This is a genomic window from Pseudomonas sp. FW305-3-2-15-C-LB1 (assembly GCF_058787615.1).
Genome location: NZ_JBYSZX010000001.1, coordinates 672,797 through 694,426, shown reverse-complemented (window position 1 = coordinate 694,426; position 21,630 = coordinate 672,797). Strand labels below are relative to the sequence as shown.

Genomic DNA, 21,630 nt, shown 5'->3' with positions numbered 1-21,630 from the left:
ATGCACGCCCCATGTACAAATTGACCGTTGAAGGCCTGCATAAAAGCTATGGCGACAATGAGGTGCTCAAAGGTGTGTCGCTCAAGGCCAGGACCGGTGACGTGATCAGCCTGATCGGCGCCAGTGGCTCGGGCAAGAGCACTTTTTTGCGCTGCATCAACTTCCTGGAAACCCCCAACGACGGCGCGATGACCCTCGACGGCCAGCCGATCCGCATGGTCAGCGACCGCCAGGGCATGCGCGTGGCCGATGACGCCGAATTGCAGCGCCTGCGTACACGCCTGGCCATGGTGTTCCAGCACTTTAACCTGTGGAGCCACATGAGCGTGCTGGAAAACATCACCATGGCTCCGCGCCGGGTGCTGGGTTGCAGCAAGAAGGACGCCGAAGACCGTGCCCGTCGCTACCTGGACAAGGTCGGCCTGCCGGCACGCGTGGCCGATCAATACCCGGCGTTCCTGTCCGGCGGCCAGCAGCAACGCGTCGCCATCGCCCGCGCCCTGGCGATGGAGCCGGAGGTGATGCTGTTCGACGAGCCTACCTCGGCCCTCGACCCGGAGCTGGTGGGCGAAGTGTTGAAGGTGATCCAGGGCCTGGCCGAGGAAGGTCGCACCATGATCATGGTGACCCACGAGATGAGTTTTGCGCGCAAGGTGTCGAGCCAGGTGCTGTTCCTGCACAAGGGCCTGGTGGAAGAGCAAGGCGCGCCGGAGGATGTGCTGGGCAATCCGAAGAGCGAGCGTTTACAGCAGTTCCTGAGTGGCAATTTGAAGTAAACCTTTGCGCGCTCTGGAAGGTCTGTGGAATAGACCTTCCAGAGTTCCGCCGCCCCATGGCAAAACCCATCGACTTCGCCAACCAGTGGTTTGCCGCCAAAGGCTGGAAGCCGTTCGCTTTTCAGAAAGAGGTGTGGGCGGCGGTCAAGGGCGGCCAGTCGGGGTTGCTGCATGCCAGCACCGGCGCCGGCAAGACCTACGCGCTGTGGTTTGCGGCGCTCAATCGCTTTGCCATCACTCGCCCGCCTGTTGTGGGTAAACGTAAACCACCCGCTGAACCGCTGACGGTGCTGTGGATCACGCCCATGCGTGCCCTGGCGGCCGACACCGCCCGCGCCCTCGAAGCACCGCTTGCAGCCTTGCAGATTCCCTGGAGCATCGGCCTGCGCACCGGCGACACCAGCAGCAGCGAGCGCGCTCGCCAGACCCGTCGCCAGCCGACCGCGCTGGTGACCACCCCGGAAAGCCTGACCCTGATGCTGGCCCGCGCCGACAGCCAGGTGAGCCTGGCGCACCTGCGCATGGTGATCGTGGATGAATGGCATGAATTGATCGGCAACAAGCGCGGCGTGCAGTTGCAATTGGCACTGGCGCGGCTGCGGCGCTGGCATCCGGAACTGATAGTGTGGGGCATTTCGGCGACCTTGGGTAACCAATCCCATGCCTTGGAGGTGTTAGTCCCGCAAGGCGACGGGATCAATGTACAGGGGCAAACGGCCAAAGAGTTAAAGGTCGACACCTTGCTGCCGCCGGTCGCCGAGCGCTTTCCCTGGGCCGGGCACATCGGCTTGAAGATGTTGCCCCAGGTAGTGGCCGAGGTCGAAAGCAGCAGCAGTTGCCTGGTGTTTACCAATACCCGGGCCCAGTCGGAAATCTGGTACCAGGCGTTACTGGACGCCCGGCCCGACTGGGCTGGAGTGATTGCCTTGCACCATGGCTCGCTGTCTCGGGAAACCCGCGACTGGGTGGAACGGGCGTTGAAGGATGGCCAGCTCAAGGCCGTGGTGTGCACCTCCAGCCTGGACCTGGGGGTGGACTTCCTACCGGTGGAACGGGTGCTGCAGATCGGCTCGGCCAAAGGCGTCGCACGCCTGATGCAACGCGCCGGGCGCTCGGGGCACGCGCCGGGGCGGCCCTCGCGGGTGACGCTGGTGCCGACCCACAGCCTGGAACTGGTGGAAGCGGCGGCGGCCCAGGATGCGATTGCCCAGCGGCGCATCGAAGCGCGGGAATCGCCGCACAAACCGTTGGATGTACTCGTACAACATTTGGTGAGCATGGCGCTGGGCGGTGGCTTCACGCCAGATGCGCTGCTGGCGGAAGTGCGCGGGGCCTGGGCGTACCGTGACCTCACGGACGCAGACTGGGCATGGGCCCTGGGGTTTGTGCGCCATGGCGGCCTGTCGCTGACGGCCTATCCGGATTACCGTCGCGTGGAGCCGGACGAACAGGGCGTCTGGCGTGTCCCCGATGCCCGTCTGGCGCGCCGTCACCGCATGAGCGTGGGCACCATCGTCAGTGACGCGAGCATCCATTTGAAATACTGGAGCAAGGGCGGGGGCGGCAAGAACCTGGGCAGTGTCGAAGAAGGTTTTATTGCGCGGCTCAAGCCCGGGGATGGTTTCCTGTTCGCCGGGCGTCTGCTGGAGCTGGTGCGCGTGGAAAACATGACCGCCTACGTGCGCCGCAGCACCGCCAAAAAAGCCGCCGTGCCGCGCTGGAATGGCGGGCGCATGCCACTTTCCAACGAGCTGGCCCAGGCGGTGGTGGAGCGCTTTGATGCGGCGGCGCACGGGCATTTCAAGGGGCCGGAAATGCAAGCGGTGCAACCGTTGTTACAGACGCAGTTGCGTTGGTCGGGCCTGCCGACACGCGAGCATCTGCTGGCCGAAGCGCTGAAATCGCGGGAAGGCTGGCACCTGTTTCTTTATCCGTTCGCCGGGCGCCAGGTGCACCTGGGGCTGGCGAGTCTGTTGGCGTGGCGGGTGAGCCAGGGGCAGGCGGTGACGTTTTCGATTGCAGTGAATGACTACGGGCTGGAGTTGCTGAGCGCCACGCCTGTGGATTGGCCGGTGTTGTTGAATGACGCGCTGCTGAGCCCTGAGAACCTGCTGGAAGACGTGGCCGCCAGCCTGAATGCCGGGGAACTGGCCCTGCGCCGCTTTCGCGAAATCGCACGCATCGCCGGGCTGGTGTTCGCCGGCTACCCCGGTGCGCCGAAAAGTACGCGGCAGGTGCAGGCGTCCAGCGGTCTGTTCTTCGAGGTGTTCAAACAGTACGACCCGCAGAACCTGTTGCTGACTCAGGCTGGGGAAGAAGTCCTGCGCGATGAGTTGGATATTCGTCGGCTGGAAGTGACGTTGCGTCATCTGTCGGCGTTGAAGCTGGACCTGCACCGGATCGAACGGCCGACTCCCCTGGCCTTTCCGCTGCTGGTCGAGCGGATGCGCGAAAGCATGAGTTCGGAAAAACTCTCGGAGCGTATTGCAAGGATGGTCAAGGACCTGGAAAAAGTCGCGGATAACGGGAAGCGCTGATGGTCTGTTCGATAACGCTCGAGGGTGAGCAATTGTGGTTGCTGGCAGACAAGGCGATCTACTGGCCTGCGCGCGGGTGCCTGTTGATTGCCGATGCGCACTTTGGCAAGGCCTCGGCGTACCGCAGCCTGGGGCAGCCTGTGCCGCAAGGAACCACCACTGCCAATCTGGAGCGGCTGGACCGGCTGCTCGCGTCGCATGGGTGCGCGCAGGTGATCTTTCTTGGCGACTTCCTGCATGGTCCCGGCTCTCACGCCAGCGGCACCCTGGGCGCCTTGCGGGCCTGGCGCGAGCGTCATCCCGCGCTGGCCCTGACGCTGGTGCGCGGCAATCACGATAAACGCGCCGGTGACCCGCCGCTGGACCTGAGGATTGAAGTGGTTGCGGAACCACTGCTGATGGGCCCCTTTGCCTTGCAGCACGAACCTGACGCCCACCCCAGCCACCACGTGCTGGCGGGGCATGTGCATCCGGTGTACCGCTTGCGCGGCAAGGGCCGGCAAAGCCTACGGTTGCCCTGCTTTCAGATCGGGACACGGGTCAGCTTGTTGCCGGCGTTCGGTGCGTTTACCGGTGGCTTTGCGGTGGAACAGGCCAATGACCACCGACTCTATGTGGTCGGTGATCAGCAGGTGTGGCCAGTGGGCTAGGTATCAGGCGACAGGTGCGGGTGGTGGCTCGTCCGGCAGGGTCGGCTCACCGGGTTCGGTGGGTTGTGGGTAGTCCGGCTCGGGTTGGCCGGGGATGCCGCCCCCGTATGCGGGGTCGGCCATCAGGGACCAGGCCAGAACGCCAATCTGGTTGGGTTCAAGCCGGGCAAGTTCTGCGCTGATTCGCGGGTCGAGCTTCATAAGGTACTCCTCAAGCGTGGCCCGGCACGTTTTACACGCGCCGAGGCAGTACACCTAGATAGAGTCACTTTCTGCAGACTAATTCCCTTAGCATGTAAGACCTTTCGATCAAGCGCGTGGGAGGGTGACGCCGCGCTGGCCCTGGTACTTGCCGGCACGGTCTTTGTAGGACACTTCACAGGCCTCGTCGGACTGCAGGAACAGCATCTGCGCCACACCTTCGTTGGCGTAGATCTTCGCCGGCAAGGTGGTGGTGTTGGAGAACTCGAGGGTTACGTGGCCTTCCCACTCCGGCTCAAGCGGCGTCACGTTGACGATGATGCCGCAGCGCGCGTAGGTGCTTTTACCCAGGCAGATGGTCAGCACGTCACGCGGGATACGGAAGAACTCCACGGTGCGCGCCAGGGCGAAGGAGTTGGGCGGGATGATGCACACGTCGCTCTTGATGTCGACGAAGCTCTTTTCGTCGAAGTTCTTCGGATCGACGATCGCCGAGTTGATATTGGTGAACACCTTGAACTCATCGGCGCAGCGCACATCGTAGCCGTAGCTGGAAACACCGTAGGAAATCACCGGGGCATCGCCTTGGCCACGGATCTGACGCTCGACGAACGGTTCGATCATGCCGTGCTCTTGCGCCATGCGGCGAATCCACTTGTCCGATTTGATGCTCATGGCGGGTGTCCTGAATAGCGAGGTGGAAAAATTCTGTGGGGCATCTTACCGGGGCCGGCGTTGGGGTTCAAAGGCCACGCGGCTTTTCTTGATGAACGCGCCTGCTGCTATGAGCCGCAGCCAGCGGGGCCGGGACCCGCATTGACGTGCAGGGTGACCGGAAATACCACCGCCAGTCACGAAAATGGAGAAACCTTCGGAAATACCATTGGCACGTTCCGGAAAAAGGGTTAAGGTGGCGCCACTGTGCTGCTTGTGTCACTGAGAATCTCTACACGATATGTTGAATTTCGATCCAACCATCTCCAAGAATTTTTCCTGCTCTTTGCACTCAGTCTCGGCCAGGGCTTTTCCTGAGTCGCAGTTAACTTTGTCCAAGGAGATACACCATGTCTAATCGCCAAACTGGTACCGTTAAGTGGTTCAACGATGAAAAAGGCTTCGGCTTCATCACTCCACAATCCGGTGACGACCTGTTCGTTCACTTCAAAGCTATCCAATCCGACGGCTTCAAAAGCCTGAAAGAAGGCCAACAGGTTTCTTTCATCGCTACCCGCGGTCAGAAAGGCATGCAAGCTGAAGAAGTTCAAGTTATCTAACTTGTACTGACTCAGTCAAAAAGACCCCGCCCTTAAAAGCGGGGTTTTTTTATGCCTGGGATTTGACCCTATGCCCCCTATGAGACTCTGCATAAAACCAATGTGGGAGGGGGCTTGCCCCCGATTGCGGTGTGTCAGTCAATAAAGATTTGACTGAGTCACCGCTATCGGGGGCAAGCCCCCTCCCACATTCAAGCATTAAAGCTGGGTCGTTACTGAAACAACGACTCACTCGACAAGCCATTCTTCTCCAGGATCTCGCGCAAGCGCTTGAGCCCTTCTACCTGGATCTGCCGTACCCGCTCACGGGTCAGGCCGATCTCCAGGCCTACGTCTTCCAGGGTGCTGCTCTCATGGCCACGCAGGCCGAAGCGGCGAATCACCACCTCGCGCTGTTTGTCCGTGAGCTCCGACAACCACTGGTCAATGCTTTGGGACAGATCATCGTCCTGCAACAGCTCGCAAGGATCCGTAGGACGATCATCGGTCAGGGTGTCCAGCAGGGTTTTATCCGAATCCGGACCCAGCGAGACGTCGACCGAAGACACACGCTCGTTGAGGCCCAGCATGCGCTTGACCTCCCCTACCGGTTTTTCCAGCAGGTTGGCGATTTCTTCGGGCGAAGGTTCATGATCGAGTTTTTGAGTAAGCTCACGCGCTGCCCGCAGGTAGACGTTGAGCTCCTTGACCACATGGATCGGCAACCGGATCGTGCGGGTCTGATTCATGATCGCCCGTTCGATGGTCTGGCGAATCCACCAGGTGGCATAGGTCGAAAAGCGGAAACCCCGCTCAGGGTCGAACTTCTCCACCGCCCGGATCAGACCCAGGTTGCCTTCCTCGATCAGGTCCAACAGGGACAGCCCACGATTGACATAGCGTCGGGCGATTTTCACCACCAGGCGCAGGTTACTTTCAATCATGCGCTTGCGCCCAGCCGGATCGCCCTTTTGCGACAAGCGCGCAAAATGGACTTCTTCTTCGGGGGTCAGCAGAGGGGAAAAGCCGATTTCATTGAGATACAGCTGGGTCGCATCGAGCGCCCGTGTGTAGTCGATGTACTTGTGTTGCTTTAACGCGGTGGAGTTCTTGGATTTGGTGCGAACTGAAGGTACAGCAGGTCCCTCATTCGACATCGATTCCGTAGCGATACCGGTCTCCATCAGGAGAACCTCATCGTCGATGTCAAACTCCGGCGCTTCTTTACTGAGAGCCATTGTTATAGTCCTTTGGTGAGTTCGACCTCAAGCTCAAGCGGCGCCTTTATCCTTGGCAACGCTGGAGCCTGTTCCTTCTACGTGAGGGAACAGGCTGTGCAACATATCAACGACGGGGTAGGAATTGCAGTGGATCTACAGGCTTCCCTTGACGGCGAATCTCAAAGTGCAGTTTCACCCGGTCTGTACCAGTTGACCCCATTTCGGCAATTGTCTGTCCGACTTTGACCTGCTGCCCCTCCCGAACCAACAGCCTGCGGTTGTGACCGTAAGCACTGACGTAGGTATCGCTGTGTTTGATGATGACCAGCTCGCCGTAGCCCCGTAAACCACTCCCGGCGTACACCACTGTCCCATCAGACGCAGCTAAAACAGGCTGTCCCAAATCTCCGGCGATATCAATGCCTTTATTCAAACTACCGTTTGAAGAGAATTTTCCAATCAGCACTCCGTTTGAGGGCCATCCCCAACCGGTCGGTGCAGGCCCGGCAGGTGGCAACGGCGCGGGTGCCGGCTTGCTTGCAGGAGCGGGCGCCGCGGTGCCTGCAGGCCGGGTAATGATGGTGGTTTTGCTGGAGGACGACGGCGAAGATCCGGTGTTTGTCACAACTGCCGTAGGCGCAGAACCGGTGCGGCCGTCGAAACGAATCGTCTGACCGGGATGTATCGTGTAGGGCACGGGAATATTGTTACGGGCTGCGAGCGCCTTGTAGTCCCAGCCATACCGGAAGGCAATCGAGAACAATGTATCGCCTTTGCGCACCACGTATTGCCCGGTGGTCACCGTCGGCTTTTGCGGGACGGCATTGTTACGGTCAACCACCCGTGCGCCGCTGCTTGGCGAGCTGGAGCAGCCGACCAGCACGGAACTGAAGACGAGGCCAAGCACCAGTCGATGAAAGCTTGTTTTACTCATACGCTGCGCAAGACCTGTGAGACTCACCCGCCGCTCCCTTTGTGGTGGCTGAACATGAATGCCTGTATCAGGCTTGAAATATGACGCAAGTATAACTGGGCATTGGAGTTTTACCGGCACACGACGGAAACGAAACATTCATCGCGTTTAATTCCGACTCCCGATCATGTTGACTCGATAGACCCCGCCGTAAGACACATCCCCGCCAACAGAATTCACTGCCCGCGAACAAATGTTCAGGCCAGCGGCCCATTGAGCAAAGGCACAAAACGCACGGCCCCCAGCACATGCCGGGAAAAGCCTTCATCCTCACGGATAATGAGCATCAATTGTTGCACTTCGCCGGAGCCTACCGGGATCACCAGGCGTCCGCCGGGGGCAAGTTGATCGAGCAACGCTTGCGGAACATCGGTGGCCACGGCGGTCACGATGATGCCGTTGTAAGGCGCCAGCGCCGGCCAGCCTTCCCAGCCGTCCCCCCAGCGGAACACCACGTTGCGCAGGTTCAACTCCACCAGGCGCTCCTTGGCCCGGTCTTGCAGCACCTTGATGCGCTCGACCGAGAACACCCGCTCCACCAGTTGCGCCAGCACGGCAGTCTGGTAGCCGGAGCCGGTGCCGATTTCAAGGACCTTGTCCAACGGCCCCGCCGCCAGCAGCAACTCGCTCATGCGCGCCACCATGTACGGCTGGGAGATAGTCTGGTTGTGGCCGATGGGCAGCGCCGTATCTTCATAGGCACGGTGGGCCAGGGCTTCATCGACAAACAGATGGCGAGGCGTGCGCCGGATCACTTCCAGCACCTGGGCGTTGGACAAACCTTCTTCGTACAGGCGTTGGATCAGGCGTTCGCGGGTTCGCTGGGACGTCATTCCGATGCCCCGGCGCAGCAAGTCGTCTTGTTCACGGCCCATCAGCGCAGCCCCTCCAGCCAGCCATCGAGACCACTGAAGGCGTCGCTGAAGGTGCGATCAAATTGCAATGGGGTAATCGACACATAGCCTTGCATCACCGCATGAAAGTCCGTGCCTTCACCGCCATCTTCAGCATCACCTGCCGCTGCGATCCAATAGCCTTCCTTGCCACGCGGGTCGACAACCTTCAGCGGCGCCGCCGCACGGGCACGATGGCCCAGGCGCGTCAGCTTGATGCCGCGAATATGGTCGAGGGGCAGGTTGGGAATATTGACGTTTAGCACCGTACGCGGTGGCAGGTCCAGAGAGCCATGGGCCTCCACCAGCTTGCGCGCGAAATGCGCGGCGGTTGCCAGGTTATCCAGTTGCCGCGAGGCAAACGAAAAGGCGAACCCGGTACGGCCCAGGAAGCGCCCCTCAAGGGCCGCCGCCACGGTCCCGGAATACAGCACATCATCCCCCAGGTTTGCACCCAGGTTGATGCCCGACACCACCAGGTCCGGCGCCTGCTCCAGCAGACTGTTGATTGCCAGGTGGACGCAGTCGGTAGGCGTGCCGTTCACACTGATAAAGCCATTGGCCAGGACTTGCGGGTGCAGCGGACGGTCGAGCGTCAACGAACTGCTGGCGCCACTCTTGTCCTGGTCGGGGGCAACCACCACGCACTCGGCATAATCCTGCAGCGCAGCATAAAGCGCGGCAAGACCGGGTGCGGTGGCACCGTCATCGTTTGATATCAGAATACGCATGGGTTGTCCGTCTGCCCCACCGGCACCAGATCAACAAGCTCGCGCACCAACACAGTGGCGAAGCATCCGGCCGGCAGGACGAATTCCAATTGCAGAATGTCCAGCGAGGGATAATGCCACGTCAAACCGCCAATGGGCAGTCGAAGAATGCGACGTTCCTGGCTCATACCGGCATTCACCAGCCAATCTCGCAGGTCGGCTTCACCAGCGGCAACCGCCTGTTCCAGCTCGAAGGTTGCACCACTGGCCGGCGAGTCGCCCTCGCCCCACTGCGGCCCGGTCGGGTGCAGGTCTAGAATAGCCAGGCGCGGGTCGCTACATTCCGCTTCGCCAGCCGGGAAAAAACTGCGGCTGTCGGTAAACGCCAGCAGGTCGCCGACCTGGGCACGTTGCCACGAACCATCGGCCACCCGCGCGGCCAGCACTTTGTTGAACAAAAAGCTGCGGGCGGTGGACAGCAACCGCGAACGCACATTGCGCTGCTCCGGCAAGGCTTTGCGGGCGGCCCACTCGCGAGCGTCCACGACATTGCCGCCATTGTGGCCAAAGCGCTGGGCACCGAAATAGTTGGGAATGCCGTGTTGGGCAATCTGTTGCAACCGAGCATCGATGGCGGCGGTATCACCGGCCAACTGCGTCAGGCGCAAAGTGAACCCATTGGCCGAATGCGCACCGCGCTGCAGCTTGCGCTTGTGGCGACCGGTCTTGAGAATCTTGAGCGTGTCGTTTTCTGCCGCGCTCATGTCCGGGTCGGCCTTGCCCGGCAGTTGCACGCTGAACCATTGGCGGGTCAACGCCTGGCGATCCTTGAGCCCGGCATAACTGACGGTACGCAACGGCACGCCGGCCGCCTTGGCGATACGCCGCGCAGCTTCTTCGGTATTGAGGCCGCGTTTTTCCACCCACAACCACAGGTGTTCGCCTTCACCGGTCAGCGGAATGTCCAGCACCTCGTCGACCTGGAAGTCTTCAGCCGTCGCCTTCAGTACCGCGCTGCCCAAGGCATCGCCATAGGCTCGCGGGCCCAGCAGTTGCAGGTCATTCATGCGCGCAGCAACAAGGCAACGGAGTGCACGGCAATGCCCTCTTCACGGCCGGTGAACCCGAGCTTTTCGGTGGTGGTGGCTTTCACGTTGACTTGATCCAATTCAATTTGCAGGTCGGCGGCAATCAGCGCGCGCATCGACTCGATATGCGGGGCCATTTTTGGCGCCTGGGCCACGATGGTGTTGTCGACGTTGCCGACCTTCCAGCCCTTGCCGTGGATCAGGCCGACCACATGGCGCAGCAGTACGCGGCTGTCCGCGCCCTTGAAGGTCGGGTCAGTGTCCGGAAAGTGCTTGCCGATATCGCCCAACGCCGCCGCGCCGAGCAAGGCGTCGCTCAAGGCGTGCAACACGACGTCGCCGTCGGAATGAGCCAGCAAACCATGGTGGTGCGCAATGCGCACGCCGCCCAGGGTGATGAAATCGCCTTCAGCGAAACGGTGCACATCGTAGCCGTGGCCAATACGCATAAAAAAACGCCCCGATTTAATTCAGGGCGTGATTCTACCTACTTTTGCCTCACATTAACCGAGCAAAGCACGGCCATGGTGTCGCAAATGGTCTTCGATGAAGCTGGCGATAAAGAAGTAGCTGTGGTCGTAGCCGGGTTGCAGGCGCAGTTCCAGCGGATGGTTGGCTGCCTTGGCCGCTTGTTGAAGGGCTTCAGGCTTGAGTTGCACGGCGAGGAAATCGTCGCGGTCGCCCTGGTCAACCAGCAGTGGCAGCTTTTCCGTAGCTTCGCTGATCAGCACACAGGTGTCCCACTCGCGCCATTTTGAACGCTCTTCGCCCAAGTAGCGGGAGAAGGCTTTCTGGCCCCACGGGCAATCCATCGGGTTGTTGATCGGCGAAAACGCCGACACCGACAGGTAGCGCCCGGGGTTGCGCAAGGCACAGACCAGCGCACCGTGGCCACCCATGGAGTGGCCGCTGATGCCACGTTTATCCGAGGCAGGGAAATGCCCTTCGATCAACGCCGGCAATTCTTGCACGACGTAGTCATACATCCGGTAGTGCTTGGCCCAGGGTTCCTGGGTGGCATTCAGATAAAAGCCGGCACCGAGACCGAAATCCCAGGCGTTATCCGGGTCGTCCGGCACACCCGGACCTCGCGGGCTGGTGTCCGGCGCCACGATGATCAACCCCAGCTCGGCAGCCATGCGCTGCGCGCCCGCCTTCTGCATGAAGTTCTCATCGGTGCAAGTGAGACCGGACAGCCAGTACAGCACCGGCAATTTGCCGCCCTGCTCCGCTTGCGGCGGCAGGTAGACAGCGAAGGTCATGTCACAACCAAGCACATCGGAATGATGCTTGTAGCGTTTATGCCAGCCGCCGAAACTCTTCTGGCACGACAGGTTTTCCAGACTCATGGCGAACCTCAGAAGTGGATGACGGTACGAATGCTCTTGCCTTCATGCATCAGGTCAAACGCTTTGTTGATGTCTTCCAGGCCCATGGTGTGGGTGATGAAGGTGTCCAGCGGGATCTCGCCGGTCTGGGCCATTTCTACGTAGCTTGGCAGTTCTGAGCGACCACGCACGCCACCGAAGGCCGAACCGCGCCAGACGCGACCGGTCACCAACTGGAATGGACGGGTGGCGATTTCCTGGCCGGCACCGGCCACGCCGATGATCACCGACTCGCCCCAGCCTTTGTGGCAGCACTCGAGGGCGGCGCGCATCAGTTGCACGTTGCCGATACATTCGAAGGAGAAGTCCACGCCGCCGTCGGTGAGGTCGACGATCACGTCCTGGATCGGACGATCGTAGTCTTTCGGGTTGATGCAGTCGGTGGCGCCCAGTTGCTTGGCGATTTCAAACTTGGCCGGGTTGATATCGATGGCGATGATGCGACCCGCCTTGGCCTTGACCGCACCGATCACTGCCGACAGGCCGATACCGCCAAGGCCGAAGATGGCCACGGTATCGCCTGGCTTGACCTTAGCGGTGTTGATTACCGCGCCGATGCCCGTGGTGACGCCGCAACCGAGCAGGCAGACTTTTTCCAGCGGCGCCTCTTTAGGAATCCTGGCCACGGAGATTTCCGGCAGCACGGTGTACTCGGAGAACGTCGAAGTGCCCATGTAGTGGAAAATCGGTTGGCCTTTGTAGGAGAAACGCGTGGTGCCATCCGGCATCAGGCCTTTGCCCTGGGTGGAACGGATGGCCTGGCACAGGTTGGTCTTGCCCGACAGGCAGAACTTGCACTTGCCGCATTCCGGGGTGTACAGCGGGATCACATGATCGCCCACGGCCACCGACGTCACGCCTTCGCCGATCGCTTCAACCACGGCACCGCCTTCGTGACCGAGGATCGACGGGAAGATGCCTTCCGGGTCGGCGCCCGACAGGGTATAGGCGTCGGTATGGCACACGCCGGACGCGACCACGCGCAACAGCACTTCACCCGCCTTGGGCATGGCGACATCCACTTCGACGATCTCAAGGGGCTTCTTGGCTTCGAAGGCTACGGCGGCGCGGGACTTGATCATCCAGGTTTCTCCAGGAGGTTAAAAAACTGAGTGTGTGAGTGTAAAACATGCCTGACTGATGAATAATCCAGGCAAAAGCAAAACTTTATTGCTGTACAGGGATAATCGACGTGCTTGAAAACCGCTGGGAAGGTATCGACGAATTTGTCGCGGTGGCCGAATGCGGCCAATTCACAGCGGCGGCGGAACGGCTGGGGGTGTCGTCTTCCCATATCAGCCGGCAGGTGGCGCGTCTGGAAGAACGCCTGCAAACCCGCTTGCTATATCGCAGTACGCGCAAAGTGACGTTGACCGAAGCAGGCCAGACGTTCCTGCAACACTGCCAACGCCTGCAGGACGGGCGTGAAGAAGCCCTGCGCGCCGTAGGTGACCTCACCAGCGAGCCCAAGGGCATGTTGCGCATGACCTGCGCGGTGGCGTATGGCGAGCGCTTTATCGTGCCGCTGGTCACCCGGTTCATGGGGCTGTATCCGCAGTTGCGGGTGGATATCGAGCTGAGCAACCGCCAATTGGACCTGGTGCACGAAGGCCTCGACCTGGCGATCCGCCTGGGGCGTCTGCAGGATTCGCGCATGGTCGCCAGCCGACTGGCGCCGAGGCGCATGTACCTGTGTGCGTCGCCGTCCTACCTCGCTCGGTATGGTCGGCCACATAGCTTGTCGGAATTGAGCCGGCATAACTGCCTCATCGGCAGCTCGGATATCTGGCAACTGGCCCAGGACGGCCGGGAATTTTCCCAGCGCGTGCAGGGAAACTGGCGCTGCAACAGTGGGCAAGCGGTGTTGGATGCGGCGTTACAGGGCGTCGGGTTGTGCCAGTTGCCGGACTATTACGTGCTGGAGCATTTGCACAGTGGCGCGCTGGTGTCGTTGCTGGAGGCGCATCAACCGCCGAATACGGCGGTGTGGGCGCTGTATCCACAACAGAGGCATTTGTCGCCGAAGGTCAGGAAGTTGGTGGATTTCTTGAAGGAGGGGCTGGCTGAAAGGCCGGAGTACAGCAGTTGACTGTTGGTGGTTTGGACGGGCCTCATCGGGGGCAAGCCCCCCTCCCACACTTGGAATATATTTCAATGTGGGAGGGGGCTTGCCCCCGATGAGGTCGACACGGTATCGCGGATTACCTGCGGTTGACCCACCGCAGCCGTAGCCATTCCAGATCTTCGGGCCGGGTCACCTTGATATTGTCCGAGCGCCCTTCGATCAGGCGCGGTGCCTGGCCGGACCACTCCATGGCCGAAGCTTCATCGGTAATCACCGCATCCGCCACCAGACTGTCGGCCAAGGCACGATGCAAAGCCCCCAGGCGGAACATCTGCGGCGTATAAGCCTGCCAGATCAGGCTGCGATCGACGGTCTCGACCACACGGCCACGCTTGTCGACGCGCTTGAGGGTGTCGCGGGCCGGTACGGCCAACAGGCCGCCAACCGGGTCGTCCGCCAGTTCGGCGAGCAAGCTGTCCAGATCATCACGGCTCAGGTTCGGCCGTGCCGCATCATGCACCAACACCCAATCGTCATCACTGGCGCCCAGGGCATTGAGCTGAAGCAGCGCATTGAGCACAGACCCCGAACGCTCGTCGCCGCCGTCCGCACGCACGATGCGTGGGTCGTTGGCACAAGGCAGGTTGGGCCAGTAAGGATCATCGACAGCAAGACTGACCACCAACCCTTTAAGGTCTGGATGGTCAAGAAAACAGCCAAGGCTGTGTTCGAGAATAGTGCGCCCACCCAGTTGCAGATATTGCTTGGGACGGTCCGCGGCCATACGGGCACCGACGCCCGCAGCAGGAATCACGGCCCAGAAGGCCGGCAAACGGCTACTCATTGGGCCAACTGGTAGAGGGTTTCACCCTCCTTGACCATGCCCAATTCATGACGAGCCCGCTCTTCAACGGTCTCCGTACCTTTTTTCAACTCAAGCACTTCGGCATCGAGGACGCGGTTGCGCTCCAGCAGGCGTTCGTTTTCGGCGTGCTGGTCGGCAATTTGCTGGGTCAGGTCTTTTACCTGCGCAAAGCTGCCATTACCCACCCATAGGCGGTACTGCAGGCCAGCCAGCAACAGGAGCAAGACGAGGAACAACCAATTGGGACTGCGCATCGAATATCGGGTATCCAGTGAAAAAAGACCGCCATGCAAAACTTTTGCAGCAACTGATAGCACGAAGCCTGGAAAAACCAGGCTTGTGCTTGATAGCCATCAGATTAGCGTCGAAATCCACACTGTCGTGAGTTTTCCGACGCAATCCGCTGACTTTTTACCATGTTTCACCATCAACTAGCGATCAGCCGCGAAACTCGCCGCGACCGTTGTACTTGGCCTTGCCGGCCAGTTGCTCTTCGATACGCAGCAATTGGTTGTACTTGGAAACACGGTCGGAACGGCACAGGGAACCGGTCTTGATCTGGCCAGCCGAGGTGCCCACGGCCAGGTCGGCAATGGTCGAATCTTCGGTTTCGCCGGAGCGGTGCGAGATCACGGCGGTGTAGCCCGCAGCCTTGGCCATCTGGATGGCCTCCAGGGTTTCGGTCAGGGTGCCGATCTGGTTGAACTTGATCAGGATCGAGTTGGCGATCTTTTTATCGATGCCTTCTTTCAGGATCTTGGTGTTGGTCACGAACAGGTCGTCGCCCACCAGTTGGATTTTCTCGCCGATCTTGTCGGTGAGGATTTTCCAGCCGTCCCAATCGGACTCGTCCAGGCCGTCTTCGATCGAGATGATCGGGTAGCGCTGGGTCAGGCCCTTCAGGTATTCGGCGAAACCTTCGGAGTTGAACACCTGGCCTTCGCCGGACAGGTTGTACTTACCGTCCTCGTAGAACTCGCTGGCCGCGCAGTCCAGGGCCAGGGTCACGTCGGTGCCCAGCTTGTAGCCAGCGTTGGCCACGGCTTCGGAGATCACTTTCAGTGCATCTTCGTTGGACGCCAGGTTCGGTGCAAAACCGCCTTCGTCACCCACCGCAGTGCTCAGGCCACGGGCCTTCAGCACAGCCTTGAGGTGATGGAAAATCTCGGTGCCCATGCGCAGGCCTTCGGAGAAGGACTTGGCGCCGACCGGCTGTACCATGAACTCCTGGATGTCGACGTTGTTATCGGCATGCTCGCCACCGTTGATGATGTTCATCATCGGTACCGGCATCGAGTAGACGCCCGGGGTGCCATTCAGGTTGGCAATGTGCGCGTACAGCGGCAGGTCCTGGTCCTGTGCGGCGGCCTTGGCGGCAGCCAGGGACACGGCGAGGATGGCATTGGCGCCCAGGCTGCCTTTGTTTTCGGTGCCGTCGAGCTTGATCATCGCGTGGTCCAGGGCTTTCTGGTCCAGCGGGTCCTTGCCCAGCAACAGGTCACGGATCGGGCCGTTGATGTTGGCCACGGCTTTCAGTACACCTTTGCCCAGGTAACGGCCCTTGTCGCCATCACGCAGTTCCAGCGCTTCGCGCGAACCGGTAGAAGCACCGGACGGCGCGCAGGCGCTGCCGATGATGCCGTTATCGAGAAGCACGTCGGCTTCGACGGTGGGGTTGCCACGGGAGTCGAGAACTTCACGACCTTTGATGTCGACGATTTTTGCCATTGTTGTAAACACTCCAAAGTTGACGAAAACGACGCAGCTGAAGGGAATCTTTTGACCGACCGCAAGGGTGGAACAACGGGGCAGGCTTGCAGGCGACAAGGCTCAGGCCCGTAGGCCTGAGCGTAAAGCGTGGGAAAGTCTACCGGAGAAACGACGCTTACGCGGTCTCTACCGTCGGAAAACTCTTGACCAGTTCGTCCAACTGCTTGAGCTGGGCCAGGAACGGCTCCAGCTTGTCCAGGCGCAGGGCACATGGGCCGTCGCATTTGGCGTTGTCCGGGTCCGGGTGGGCTTCCAGGAACAGGCCAGCCAGGGACTGGCTGATGCCTGCCTTGGCCAGGTCCAGCACCTGGGCACGGCGCCCGCCCGCGGAATCGGCGCGACCACCGGGCATTTGCAGCGCGTGGGTCACGTCGAAGAACACTGGGTATTCGAACTGTTTCATGATGCCGAAACCAAGCATGTCCACCACGAGGTTGTTGTAGCCGAAGCTCGAACCCCGCTCGCAGAGGATCAGTTGGTCGTTACCCGCTTCCACGCACTTGTTCAGGATGTGTTTCATCTCCTGGGGTGCAAGGAACTGGGCTTTCTTGATATTGATCACAGCGCCGGTCCTGGCCATCGCGACGACCAGGTCGGTCTGGCGCGACAGGAAGGCCGGCAACTGGATGATATCGCACACCTCGGCGACCACGGCAGCCTGCTCAGGCTCGTGGACGTCGGTGATGATCGGCACGCCGAAGGCTTGCTTGATGTCCTGGAAGATCCGCATGCCTTCTTCAAGGCCCGGGCCGCGATAGGAGGTCACGGACGAACGGTTGGCCTTGTCGAAGCTGGCCTTGAATACGTAAGGGATACCGAGCTTCTCGGTGACCTTGACGTACTCTTCACAGACCTGCATCGCCATGTCACGGCTTTCCAGCACGTTCATGCCACCGAACAGCACCATGGGCTTGTCGTTGGCAATCTCGATGTCGCCTACGCGAATGATCTTCTGGGCCATCAGGGTTACGCCTTCTTCTGGTGTTGCGTCAGGGCTGCCTTGACGAAACCGCTGAACAACGGGTGACCGTCGCGCGGCGTCGAGGTGAACTCAGGGTGGAACTGGCACGCCACGAACCACGGATGATCCGGCGCCTCGACCACTTCAACCAGCGCGCCGTCACCGGAGCGACCGGAGATCTTCAGGCCGGCCTCTTTGATCTGCGGCAGCAGGTTGTTGTTCACTTCGTAGCGGTGACGGTGACGCTCGACAATCACGTCCTTGCCATAGCAGTCGTGAACCAGCGAGCCCGGCTCCAGCAGGCAGTCCTGCGCACCCAGGCGCATGGTGCCGCCCAGGTCGGAGGCTTCGGTGCGGACTTCGACGGCGCCGGTGGCATCTTCCCACTCGGTGATCAGGCCCACGACCGGGTGACCGCTCTTGCTGTCGAACTCGGTGGAGTTGGCGTCTTTCCAGCCCAGCACGTTACGGGCGAACTCGATGACAGCCACTTGCATGCCCAGGCAGATCCCCAGGTACGGCACCTTGTTTTCACGAGCGTACTGAACCGCGGTGATCTTGCCTTCCACGCCACGCAGGCCGAAACCGCCTGGCACGAGGATCGCGTCGACACCTTCGAGCAGCGCGGTGCCCTGATTCTCGATGTCTTCGGAGTCGATGTAGCGCAGGTTGACCTTGGTACGGTTGCTGATACCCGCGTGGCTCATCGCTTCGATCAGCGACTTGTACGCGTCCAGCAGCTCCATGTACTTGCCGACCATGGCGATGGTGACTTCGTGCTCAGGGTTGAGCTTGGCGTCGACCACGGCTTCCCACTCGGACAGGTCCGCGCCGTTGCATTGCAGGCCGAAGCGCTCGACCACAAAATCGTCCAGGCCTTGGGAGTGCAGGATGCCCGGGATCTTGTAGATGGTGTCGGCGTCTTCCAGCGCGATCACCGCACGTTCTTCAACGTTGGTGAATTGCGCGATCTTGCGACGCGAGGAAATGTCGATCGGGTGATCGGAGCGGCACACCAGCACGTCCGGCTGCAGGCCGATGGAACGCAGTTCCTTGACCGAGTGCTGGGTAGGCTTGGTTTTGGTCTCGCCGGCGGTGGCGATGTACGGCACCAGGGTCAGGTGCATCAGCATCGCGCGCTTGGCGCCGACTTCGAAACGCAACTGGCGGATGGCTTCGAGGAACGGTTGGGACTCGATGTCACCCACGGTGCCACCGATCTCGACCATCGCCACGTCGGCATCGCCGGCACCCTTGATGATGCGGCGCTTGATTTCGTCGGTGATGTGCGGGATCACCTGGATGGTTGCACCCAGGTAGTCACCACGGCGCTCCTTGCGCAGCACGTGCTCGTAGACACGGCCGGTGGTGAAGTTGTTGTTCTGGGTCATGGTCGTGCGGATGAACCGCTCGTAGTGGCCCAGGTCCAGGTCGGTTTCGGCGCCGTCGTGGGTGACGAACACTTCACCGTGCTGGAACGGGCTCATGGTGCCCGGGTCAACGTTGATGTAGGGGTCCAGCTTGAGCATGGTGACCTTAAGTCCCCGCGCCTCCAGGATGGCCGCCAATGAAGCGGAGGCAATGCCTTTCCCCAATGAAGAAACAACACCGCCCGTGACGAATATGTAGCGCGTCATGAAAAACCCTAGAAGTCTGCGTTAAAGCGGTCCGAGCCGCCGGGGAAAGCGAAGGAAGGCCGAAGCCCCCGATCACCTGCATTAATCACAGTGCACCTTTCAAAAAAACCGCCGCGTGGTGACAGACCAGCAATGAAACACCGGTACGTTGATCGCTACACATTTTTTGGAATCGCCCAGCAAAGACTGCTTGGTAATCGGCAACTGCTGCGATTCAGCCGAATCCACAGAAGTTGTATCAAGAAGGGAGCGTAGTCTACCGGAAAGGCGCTATCAGCTCAAACCTTGATCGCAGGTCTGTGGCATCCAATGTAATTGCCAGTCATCACTTGCCGCCGGCCACAGTCCCACAAGGCTGGGTGCACCCAGCAATTGCTGGCCGCGATACAGCAGCGGCAATCTGCCACGGACGAAACCCGGCAGGCCACTTTCGTTAAGCAGGCGCTTCAAATCACGCCGGCCTCGACCGGGTACGTCGAGGATTTCGCCGCCCTGGCGGTAGCGGACCTCCAGCGGGCCTGCGGGCACGCTGCCCGTGAGCGTCAACTGACCATTACCGGGTAACTCTAGTGGGTTTTGTGGATCGGACCAGCTCAGCGATGCGTCGGAAAATTCTGATCCTGCGCGAGGCAGCCACCAGATGCGCTCGCCACCGCGATGCAACTCACCGTCGGCCAGGCGCCATAGAGGTTGTGCGTCACCCCTGGCATCGCGCAGGGAATACCAGCCTGCCCAGTGGTCACTGTCGGGCAGGCGCGTCAGCGGCGTCAGCCAATGACGCAGGGCGTTGCGCTGACGGGCGTCGGAAAGCTCACGCAGCGGCGTAAGAGCCAAGGACGGCAAATTCAGCCAGGGAAAAGGGGAAGGTTGATCGGCGGCCTGCAGGTCCATCTGCGCCAGCTCATCGAGCAGGCCCTGGGCTTCACTCAGGTGTTCGGCGGTGCGCGCCAGGCTTGAGACGGCCTGAGGCCAGCGTTCCGTCAGTGCAGGAAGCACGCGGTGACGCAGGTAATTACGGGAGAAACGCAAATCTGCGTTTGAAGGGTCTTCGATCCATTTGAGCTGATACTGGCGTGCGTAGGCTTCCAACTCGTCCCTGGAGACACGCAACAATGGCCTTACCAGGTAGCCACTTGCCAATCGGCGCTGCACGGGCATCGCTGCCAACCCGCGCACCCCAGCCCCACGCAGCAGGCGGAACAACAGCGTTTCTGCCTGGTCTTCACGATGCTGGCCGGTGAGCATCACCTGCCCCGCCCCGATCACCTCGGTAAATGCCTGGTAGCGCGCATCACGGGCGGCACGCTCGAGGCTGGCGCCGGGTTGTACCTGCACGCCCATCACGCGCAAAGGCACGCCCAGGCTGTCACAGATCGACTGGCAATGAGCCGGCCACGCGTCGGCGGCAGCCTGCAGGCCGTGGTGGACATGGACAGCGCTGAGGGGTGGCAGGGTTTCGGTTTTCGCCAGGTTGGCCAGGAGGTGCAGCAGGACGGTGGAATCAAGGCCACCGGAGAGTGCGATGTGCCAGGCCGGGGCGTTGCGCCAAGGCGCTAGGATTTGCATGAGTTTGGCGGGCAGAGCCGGTTTCATGACAAGTTACCGCCTCTGGTCTGGAATACGCTCACCAAGCATACACAACGCAAATGTGGGAGGGGGCAAGCCCCCTCCCACATTTGGGTATTGCGTGGGTCTTAGAGACCGTAGCTCATCAGGCGCTCGTAACGACGAGCCAGCAGCGCTTCGTTATCCATCTTCTTGAGCATCGCCAGTTGCGAACCCAGTTCGGCACGGATGGTCGCAGCAGCAGCAGCCGGGTCACGGTGAGCGCCGCCCAATGGCTCGGCGATCACTTTGTCCACGATCCCAAGGCCTTTGAGGCGATCGGCGGTGATGCCCATGGCTTCGGCAGCGTCCGGTGCCTTTTCGGCGGTTTTCCATAGGATAGAGGCGCAACCTTCCGGCGAGATCACCGCGTAGGTCGAGTATTGCAGCATGTTCAACTGGTCGCAGACGCCGATGGCCAGTGCACCGCCGGAACCGCCTTCACCAATCACGGTGGCAATGATCGGGGTTTTCAGGCGGGCCATGACGCGCAGGTTCCAGGCGATAGCTTCGCTCTGGTTACGCTCTTCGGCGTCGATCCCCGGATAAGCGCCCGGGGTGTCGATGAAGGTCAGGATCGGCATCTTGAAGCGCTCGGCCATTTCCATCAGGCGGCACGCCTTGCGGTAGCCTTCTGGACGCGGCATGCCAAAGTTGCGGCGGACCTTCTCGCGCACTTCACGGCCTTTCTGGTGACCGATCACCATCACCGGCTGGTCGTCCAGGCGAGCGATACCGCCGACGATGGCCGCGTCGTCGGAGAAGTGGCGGTCGCCATGCAGCTCGTCGAACTCGGTGAAGATGTGCTGAATGTAGTCCAGGGTGTACGGACGGCGCGGGTGGCGAGCCAGGCGCGCAATCTGCCAGCTGGTAAGCTTGCCGAAGATGTCTTCGGTGAGCGTTTTGCTCTTGTCTTGCAGGCGGGAGATCTCATCGCCGATATTCAGCGAATTGTCATTGCCGACCAGGCGCAGCTCTTCGATCTTGGCTTGCAGGTCAGCGATCGGCTGTTCGAAATCAAGAAAATTCGGGTTCATA

22 protein-coding genes are annotated in these 21,630 nt (G+C 60.7%); 5 read left to right on the top strand and 17 right to left on the bottom strand.

Features of this window, described 5'->3' with window-relative positions:
* Positions 1–11: 11 nt before the first annotated feature.
* Genes AC3WP7_RS03190 through pdeM form a run of 3 tightly spaced genes read left to right on the top strand, consistent with a single transcriptional unit; the run spans position 12 to position 3,963 of the window.
* Positions 12–776 (top strand): ABC transporter ATP-binding protein, encoded by a 765-nt coding sequence (locus AC3WP7_RS03190; RefSeq protein ID WP_092241191.1) that lies wholly within the window; start codon positions 12–14, stop codon positions 774–776.
* A 56-nt stretch (positions 777–832) separates the two neighbouring features.
* The gene (locus AC3WP7_RS03185) at positions 833–3,313 is read left to right on the top strand and encodes a ligase-associated DNA damage response DEXH box helicase (protein ID WP_102591676.1); all 2,481 of its coding nucleotides are present in this window, start codon (positions 833–835) and stop codon (positions 3,311–3,313) included.
* Positions 3,313–3,963, top strand: a complete 651-nt coding sequence (gene pdeM, locus AC3WP7_RS03180) for a ligase-associated DNA damage response endonuclease PdeM (RefSeq protein WP_102591677.1) — start codon at positions 3,313–3,315, stop codon at positions 3,961–3,963. Before AC3WP7_RS03185 ends, pdeM begins: the two co-directional genes overlap by 1 nt.
* Before the next feature lie 3 nt (positions 3,964–3,966).
* On the opposite strand, the gene AC3WP7_RS03175 is transcribed toward pdeM, so the two are convergent.
* Both AC3WP7_RS03175 and dcd read right to left on the bottom strand, forming a co-directional pair.
* Positions 3,967–4,164, bottom strand: a complete 198-nt coding sequence (locus AC3WP7_RS03175; protein ID WP_058425267.1) for a hypothetical protein — start codon at positions 4,162–4,164, stop codon at positions 3,967–3,969.
* A 108-nt stretch (positions 4,165–4,272) separates the two neighbouring features.
* A complete protein-coding gene (gene dcd, locus AC3WP7_RS03170) occupies positions 4,273–4,839 on the bottom strand; it encodes a dCTP deaminase (RefSeq protein ID WP_071488817.1) in 567 nt (188 codons plus the stop codon).
* A 389-nt stretch (positions 4,840–5,228) separates the two neighbouring features.
* On the opposite strand from dcd, the gene AC3WP7_RS03165 reads away from it, so the two are divergent.
* Complete coding sequence (locus tag AC3WP7_RS03165) at positions 5,229–5,438, top strand: cold-shock protein (protein WP_002554837.1); 210 nt, start codon at positions 5,229–5,231, stop codon at positions 5,436–5,438.
* A 212-nt stretch (positions 5,439–5,650) separates the two neighbouring features.
* Here AC3WP7_RS03165 and rpoS read toward each other — a convergent pair whose 3' ends face one another.
* From rpoS to AC3WP7_RS03125, 8 genes are all read right to left on the bottom strand, one after another.
* Positions 5,651–6,655 carry an RNA polymerase sigma factor RpoS gene (gene rpoS / locus AC3WP7_RS03160; RefSeq protein WP_025855149.1) on the bottom strand — a complete coding sequence of 335 codons (1,005 nt, stop codon included), beginning with the start codon at positions 6,653–6,655 and terminating at the stop codon, positions 5,651–5,653.
* Between the two features lie 106 nt (positions 6,656–6,761).
* Positions 6,762–7,598 carry a peptidoglycan DD-metalloendopeptidase family protein gene (locus tag AC3WP7_RS03155; protein WP_092241185.1) on the bottom strand — a complete coding sequence of 279 codons (837 nt, stop codon included), beginning with the start codon at positions 7,596–7,598 and terminating at the stop codon, positions 6,762–6,764.
* A gap of 209 nt (positions 7,599–7,807) precedes the next feature.
* The gene (locus tag AC3WP7_RS03150) at positions 7,808–8,443 is read right to left on the bottom strand and encodes a protein-L-isoaspartate(D-aspartate) O-methyltransferase (RefSeq protein ID WP_010563544.1); all 636 of its coding nucleotides are present in this window, start codon (positions 8,441–8,443) and stop codon (positions 7,808–7,810) included.
* Positions 8,444–8,484: 41 nt separating this feature from the next.
* Positions 8,485–9,234, bottom strand: a complete 750-nt coding sequence (gene surE, locus AC3WP7_RS03145) for a 5'/3'-nucleotidase SurE (protein ID WP_071488814.1) — start codon at positions 9,232–9,234, stop codon at positions 8,485–8,487.
* A complete protein-coding gene (truD, locus tag AC3WP7_RS03140) occupies positions 9,222–10,280 on the bottom strand; it encodes a tRNA pseudouridine(13) synthase TruD (protein ID WP_102591678.1) in 1,059 nt (352 codons plus the stop codon). The genes surE and truD overlap by 13 nt, the downstream gene beginning before the upstream one ends.
* Positions 10,277–10,750, bottom strand: coding sequence for a 2-C-methyl-D-erythritol 2,4-cyclodiphosphate synthase (gene ispF / locus AC3WP7_RS03135; protein WP_058425271.1), 474 nt, complete (start codon positions 10,748–10,750; stop codon positions 10,277–10,279). Before ispF ends, truD begins: the two co-directional genes overlap by 4 nt.
* 54 nt (positions 10,751–10,804) lie before the next feature.
* Positions 10,805–11,650 (bottom strand): S-formylglutathione hydrolase, encoded by an 846-nt coding sequence (gene fghA, locus AC3WP7_RS03130; RefSeq protein ID WP_071488812.1) that lies wholly within the window; start codon positions 11,648–11,650, stop codon positions 10,805–10,807.
* 8 nt (positions 11,651–11,658) lie between these two features.
* The gene (locus AC3WP7_RS03125; RefSeq protein ID WP_071488811.1) at positions 11,659–12,771 is read right to left on the bottom strand and encodes an S-(hydroxymethyl)glutathione dehydrogenase/class III alcohol dehydrogenase; all 1,113 of its coding nucleotides are present in this window, start codon (positions 12,769–12,771) and stop codon (positions 11,659–11,661) included.
* A gap of 110 nt (positions 12,772–12,881) precedes the next feature.
* Between AC3WP7_RS03125 and AC3WP7_RS03120 the strand changes: the two genes are divergently transcribed.
* Positions 12,882–13,778 (top strand): LysR substrate-binding domain-containing protein, encoded by an 897-nt coding sequence (locus AC3WP7_RS03120; RefSeq protein ID WP_071488810.1) that lies wholly within the window; start codon positions 12,882–12,884, stop codon positions 13,776–13,778.
* A 112-nt stretch (positions 13,779–13,890) separates the two neighbouring features.
* On the opposite strand, the gene ispD is transcribed toward AC3WP7_RS03120, so the two are convergent.
* The 7 genes from ispD to AC3WP7_RS03085 form a co-directional block, all read right to left on the bottom strand.
* Entirely contained in the window at positions 13,891–14,598 is a 708-nt protein-coding gene (gene ispD, locus AC3WP7_RS03115; RefSeq protein ID WP_093512211.1) for a 2-C-methyl-D-erythritol 4-phosphate cytidylyltransferase, read from the bottom strand.
* A complete protein-coding gene (gene ftsB, locus AC3WP7_RS03110; RefSeq protein ID WP_003172294.1) occupies positions 14,595–14,873 on the bottom strand; it encodes a cell division protein FtsB in 279 nt (92 codons plus the stop codon). The genes ispD and ftsB overlap by 4 nt, the downstream gene beginning before the upstream one ends.
* 184 nt (positions 14,874–15,057) lie before the next feature.
* The gene (gene eno, locus AC3WP7_RS03105; RefSeq protein WP_071488808.1) at positions 15,058–16,347 is read right to left on the bottom strand and encodes a phosphopyruvate hydratase; all 1,290 of its coding nucleotides are present in this window, start codon (positions 16,345–16,347) and stop codon (positions 15,058–15,060) included.
* A gap of 157 nt (positions 16,348–16,504) precedes the next feature.
* A complete protein-coding gene (gene kdsA, locus AC3WP7_RS03100) occupies positions 16,505–17,350 on the bottom strand; it encodes a 3-deoxy-8-phosphooctulonate synthase (RefSeq protein WP_027604465.1) in 846 nt (281 codons plus the stop codon).
* Between the two features lie 5 nt (positions 17,351–17,355).
* A complete protein-coding gene (pyrG, locus tag AC3WP7_RS03095) occupies positions 17,356–18,987 on the bottom strand; it encodes a CTP synthase (RefSeq protein WP_071488807.1) in 1,632 nt (543 codons plus the stop codon).
* Between the two features lie 273 nt (positions 18,988–19,260).
* On the bottom strand, positions 19,261–20,580 hold the full coding sequence (gene tilS, locus AC3WP7_RS03090) for a tRNA lysidine(34) synthetase TilS (RefSeq protein ID WP_093119324.1): 1,320 nt from the start codon (positions 20,578–20,580) through the stop codon (positions 19,261–19,263).
* Between the two features lie 101 nt (positions 20,581–20,681).
* A complete protein-coding gene (locus tag AC3WP7_RS03085; protein WP_093119327.1) occupies positions 20,682–21,629 on the bottom strand; it encodes an acetyl-CoA carboxylase carboxyltransferase subunit alpha in 948 nt (315 codons plus the stop codon).
* Position 21,630: the final 1 nt, after the last annotated feature.

What these genes read in the sequence shown, in the direction of transcription:
- AC3WP7_RS03190 (WP_092241191.1), top strand. Translation starts at nt 12, where the DNA reads ATGTACAAATTGACCGTTGAAGGCCTGCATAAAAGCTATGGCGACAAT.
- AC3WP7_RS03185 (WP_102591676.1), top strand. Translation starts at nt 833, where the DNA reads ATGGCAAAACCCATCGACTTCGCCAACCAGTGGTTTGCCGCCAAAGGC.
- pdeM (WP_102591677.1), top strand. Translation starts at nt 3,313, where the DNA reads ATGGTCTGTTCGATAACGCTCGAGGGTGAGCAATTGTGGTTGCTGGCA.
- AC3WP7_RS03175 (WP_058425267.1), bottom strand. Translation starts at nt 4,164, where the DNA reads ATGAAGCTCGACCCGCGAATCAGCGCAGAACTTGCCCGGCTTGAACCC.
- dcd (WP_071488817.1), bottom strand. Translation starts at nt 4,839, where the DNA reads ATGAGCATCAAATCGGACAAGTGGATTCGCCGCATGGCGCAAGAGCAC.
- AC3WP7_RS03165 (WP_002554837.1), top strand. Translation starts at nt 5,229, where the DNA reads ATGTCTAATCGCCAAACTGGTACCGTTAAGTGGTTCAACGATGAAAAA.
- rpoS (WP_025855149.1), bottom strand. Translation starts at nt 6,655, where the DNA reads ATGGCTCTCAGTAAAGAAGCGCCGGAGTTTGACATCGACGATGAGGTT.
- AC3WP7_RS03150 (WP_010563544.1), bottom strand. Translation starts at nt 8,443, where the DNA reads ATGACGTCCCAGCGAACCCGCGAACGCCTGATCCAACGCCTGTACGAA.
- surE (WP_071488814.1), bottom strand. Translation starts at nt 9,234, where the DNA reads ATGCGTATTCTGATATCAAACGATGACGGTGCCACCGCACCCGGTCTT.
- truD (WP_102591678.1), bottom strand. Translation starts at nt 10,280, where the DNA reads ATGAATGACCTGCAACTGCTGGGCCCGCGAGCCTATGGCGATGCCTTG.
- ispF (WP_058425271.1), bottom strand. Translation starts at nt 10,750, where the DNA reads ATGCGTATTGGCCACGGCTACGATGTGCACCGTTTCGCTGAAGGCGAT.
- fghA (WP_071488812.1), bottom strand. Translation starts at nt 11,650, where the DNA reads ATGAGTCTGGAAAACCTGTCGTGCCAGAAGAGTTTCGGCGGCTGGCAT.
- AC3WP7_RS03125 (WP_071488811.1), bottom strand. Translation starts at nt 12,771, where the DNA reads ATGATCAAGTCCCGCGCCGCCGTAGCCTTCGAAGCCAAGAAGCCCCTT.
- ispD (WP_093512211.1), bottom strand. Translation starts at nt 14,598, where the DNA reads ATGAGTAGCCGTTTGCCGGCCTTCTGGGCCGTGATTCCTGCTGCGGGC.
- ftsB (WP_003172294.1), bottom strand. Translation starts at nt 14,873, where the DNA reads ATGCGCAGTCCCAATTGGTTGTTCCTCGTCTTGCTCCTGTTGCTGGCT.
- eno (WP_071488808.1), bottom strand. Translation starts at nt 16,347, where the DNA reads ATGGCAAAAATCGTCGACATCAAAGGTCGTGAAGTTCTCGACTCCCGT.
- kdsA (WP_027604465.1), bottom strand. Translation starts at nt 17,350, where the DNA reads ATGGCCCAGAAGATCATTCGCGTAGGCGACATCGAGATTGCCAACGAC.
- pyrG (WP_071488807.1), bottom strand. Translation starts at nt 18,987, where the DNA reads ATGACGCGCTACATATTCGTCACGGGCGGTGTTGTTTCTTCATTGGGG.
- tilS (WP_093119324.1), bottom strand. Translation starts at nt 20,580, where the DNA reads ATGAAACCGGCTCTGCCCGCCAAACTCATGCAAATCCTAGCGCCTTGG.
- AC3WP7_RS03085 (WP_093119327.1), bottom strand. Translation starts at nt 21,629, where the DNA reads ATGAACCCGAATTTTCTTGATTTCGAACAGCCGATCGCTGACCTGCAA.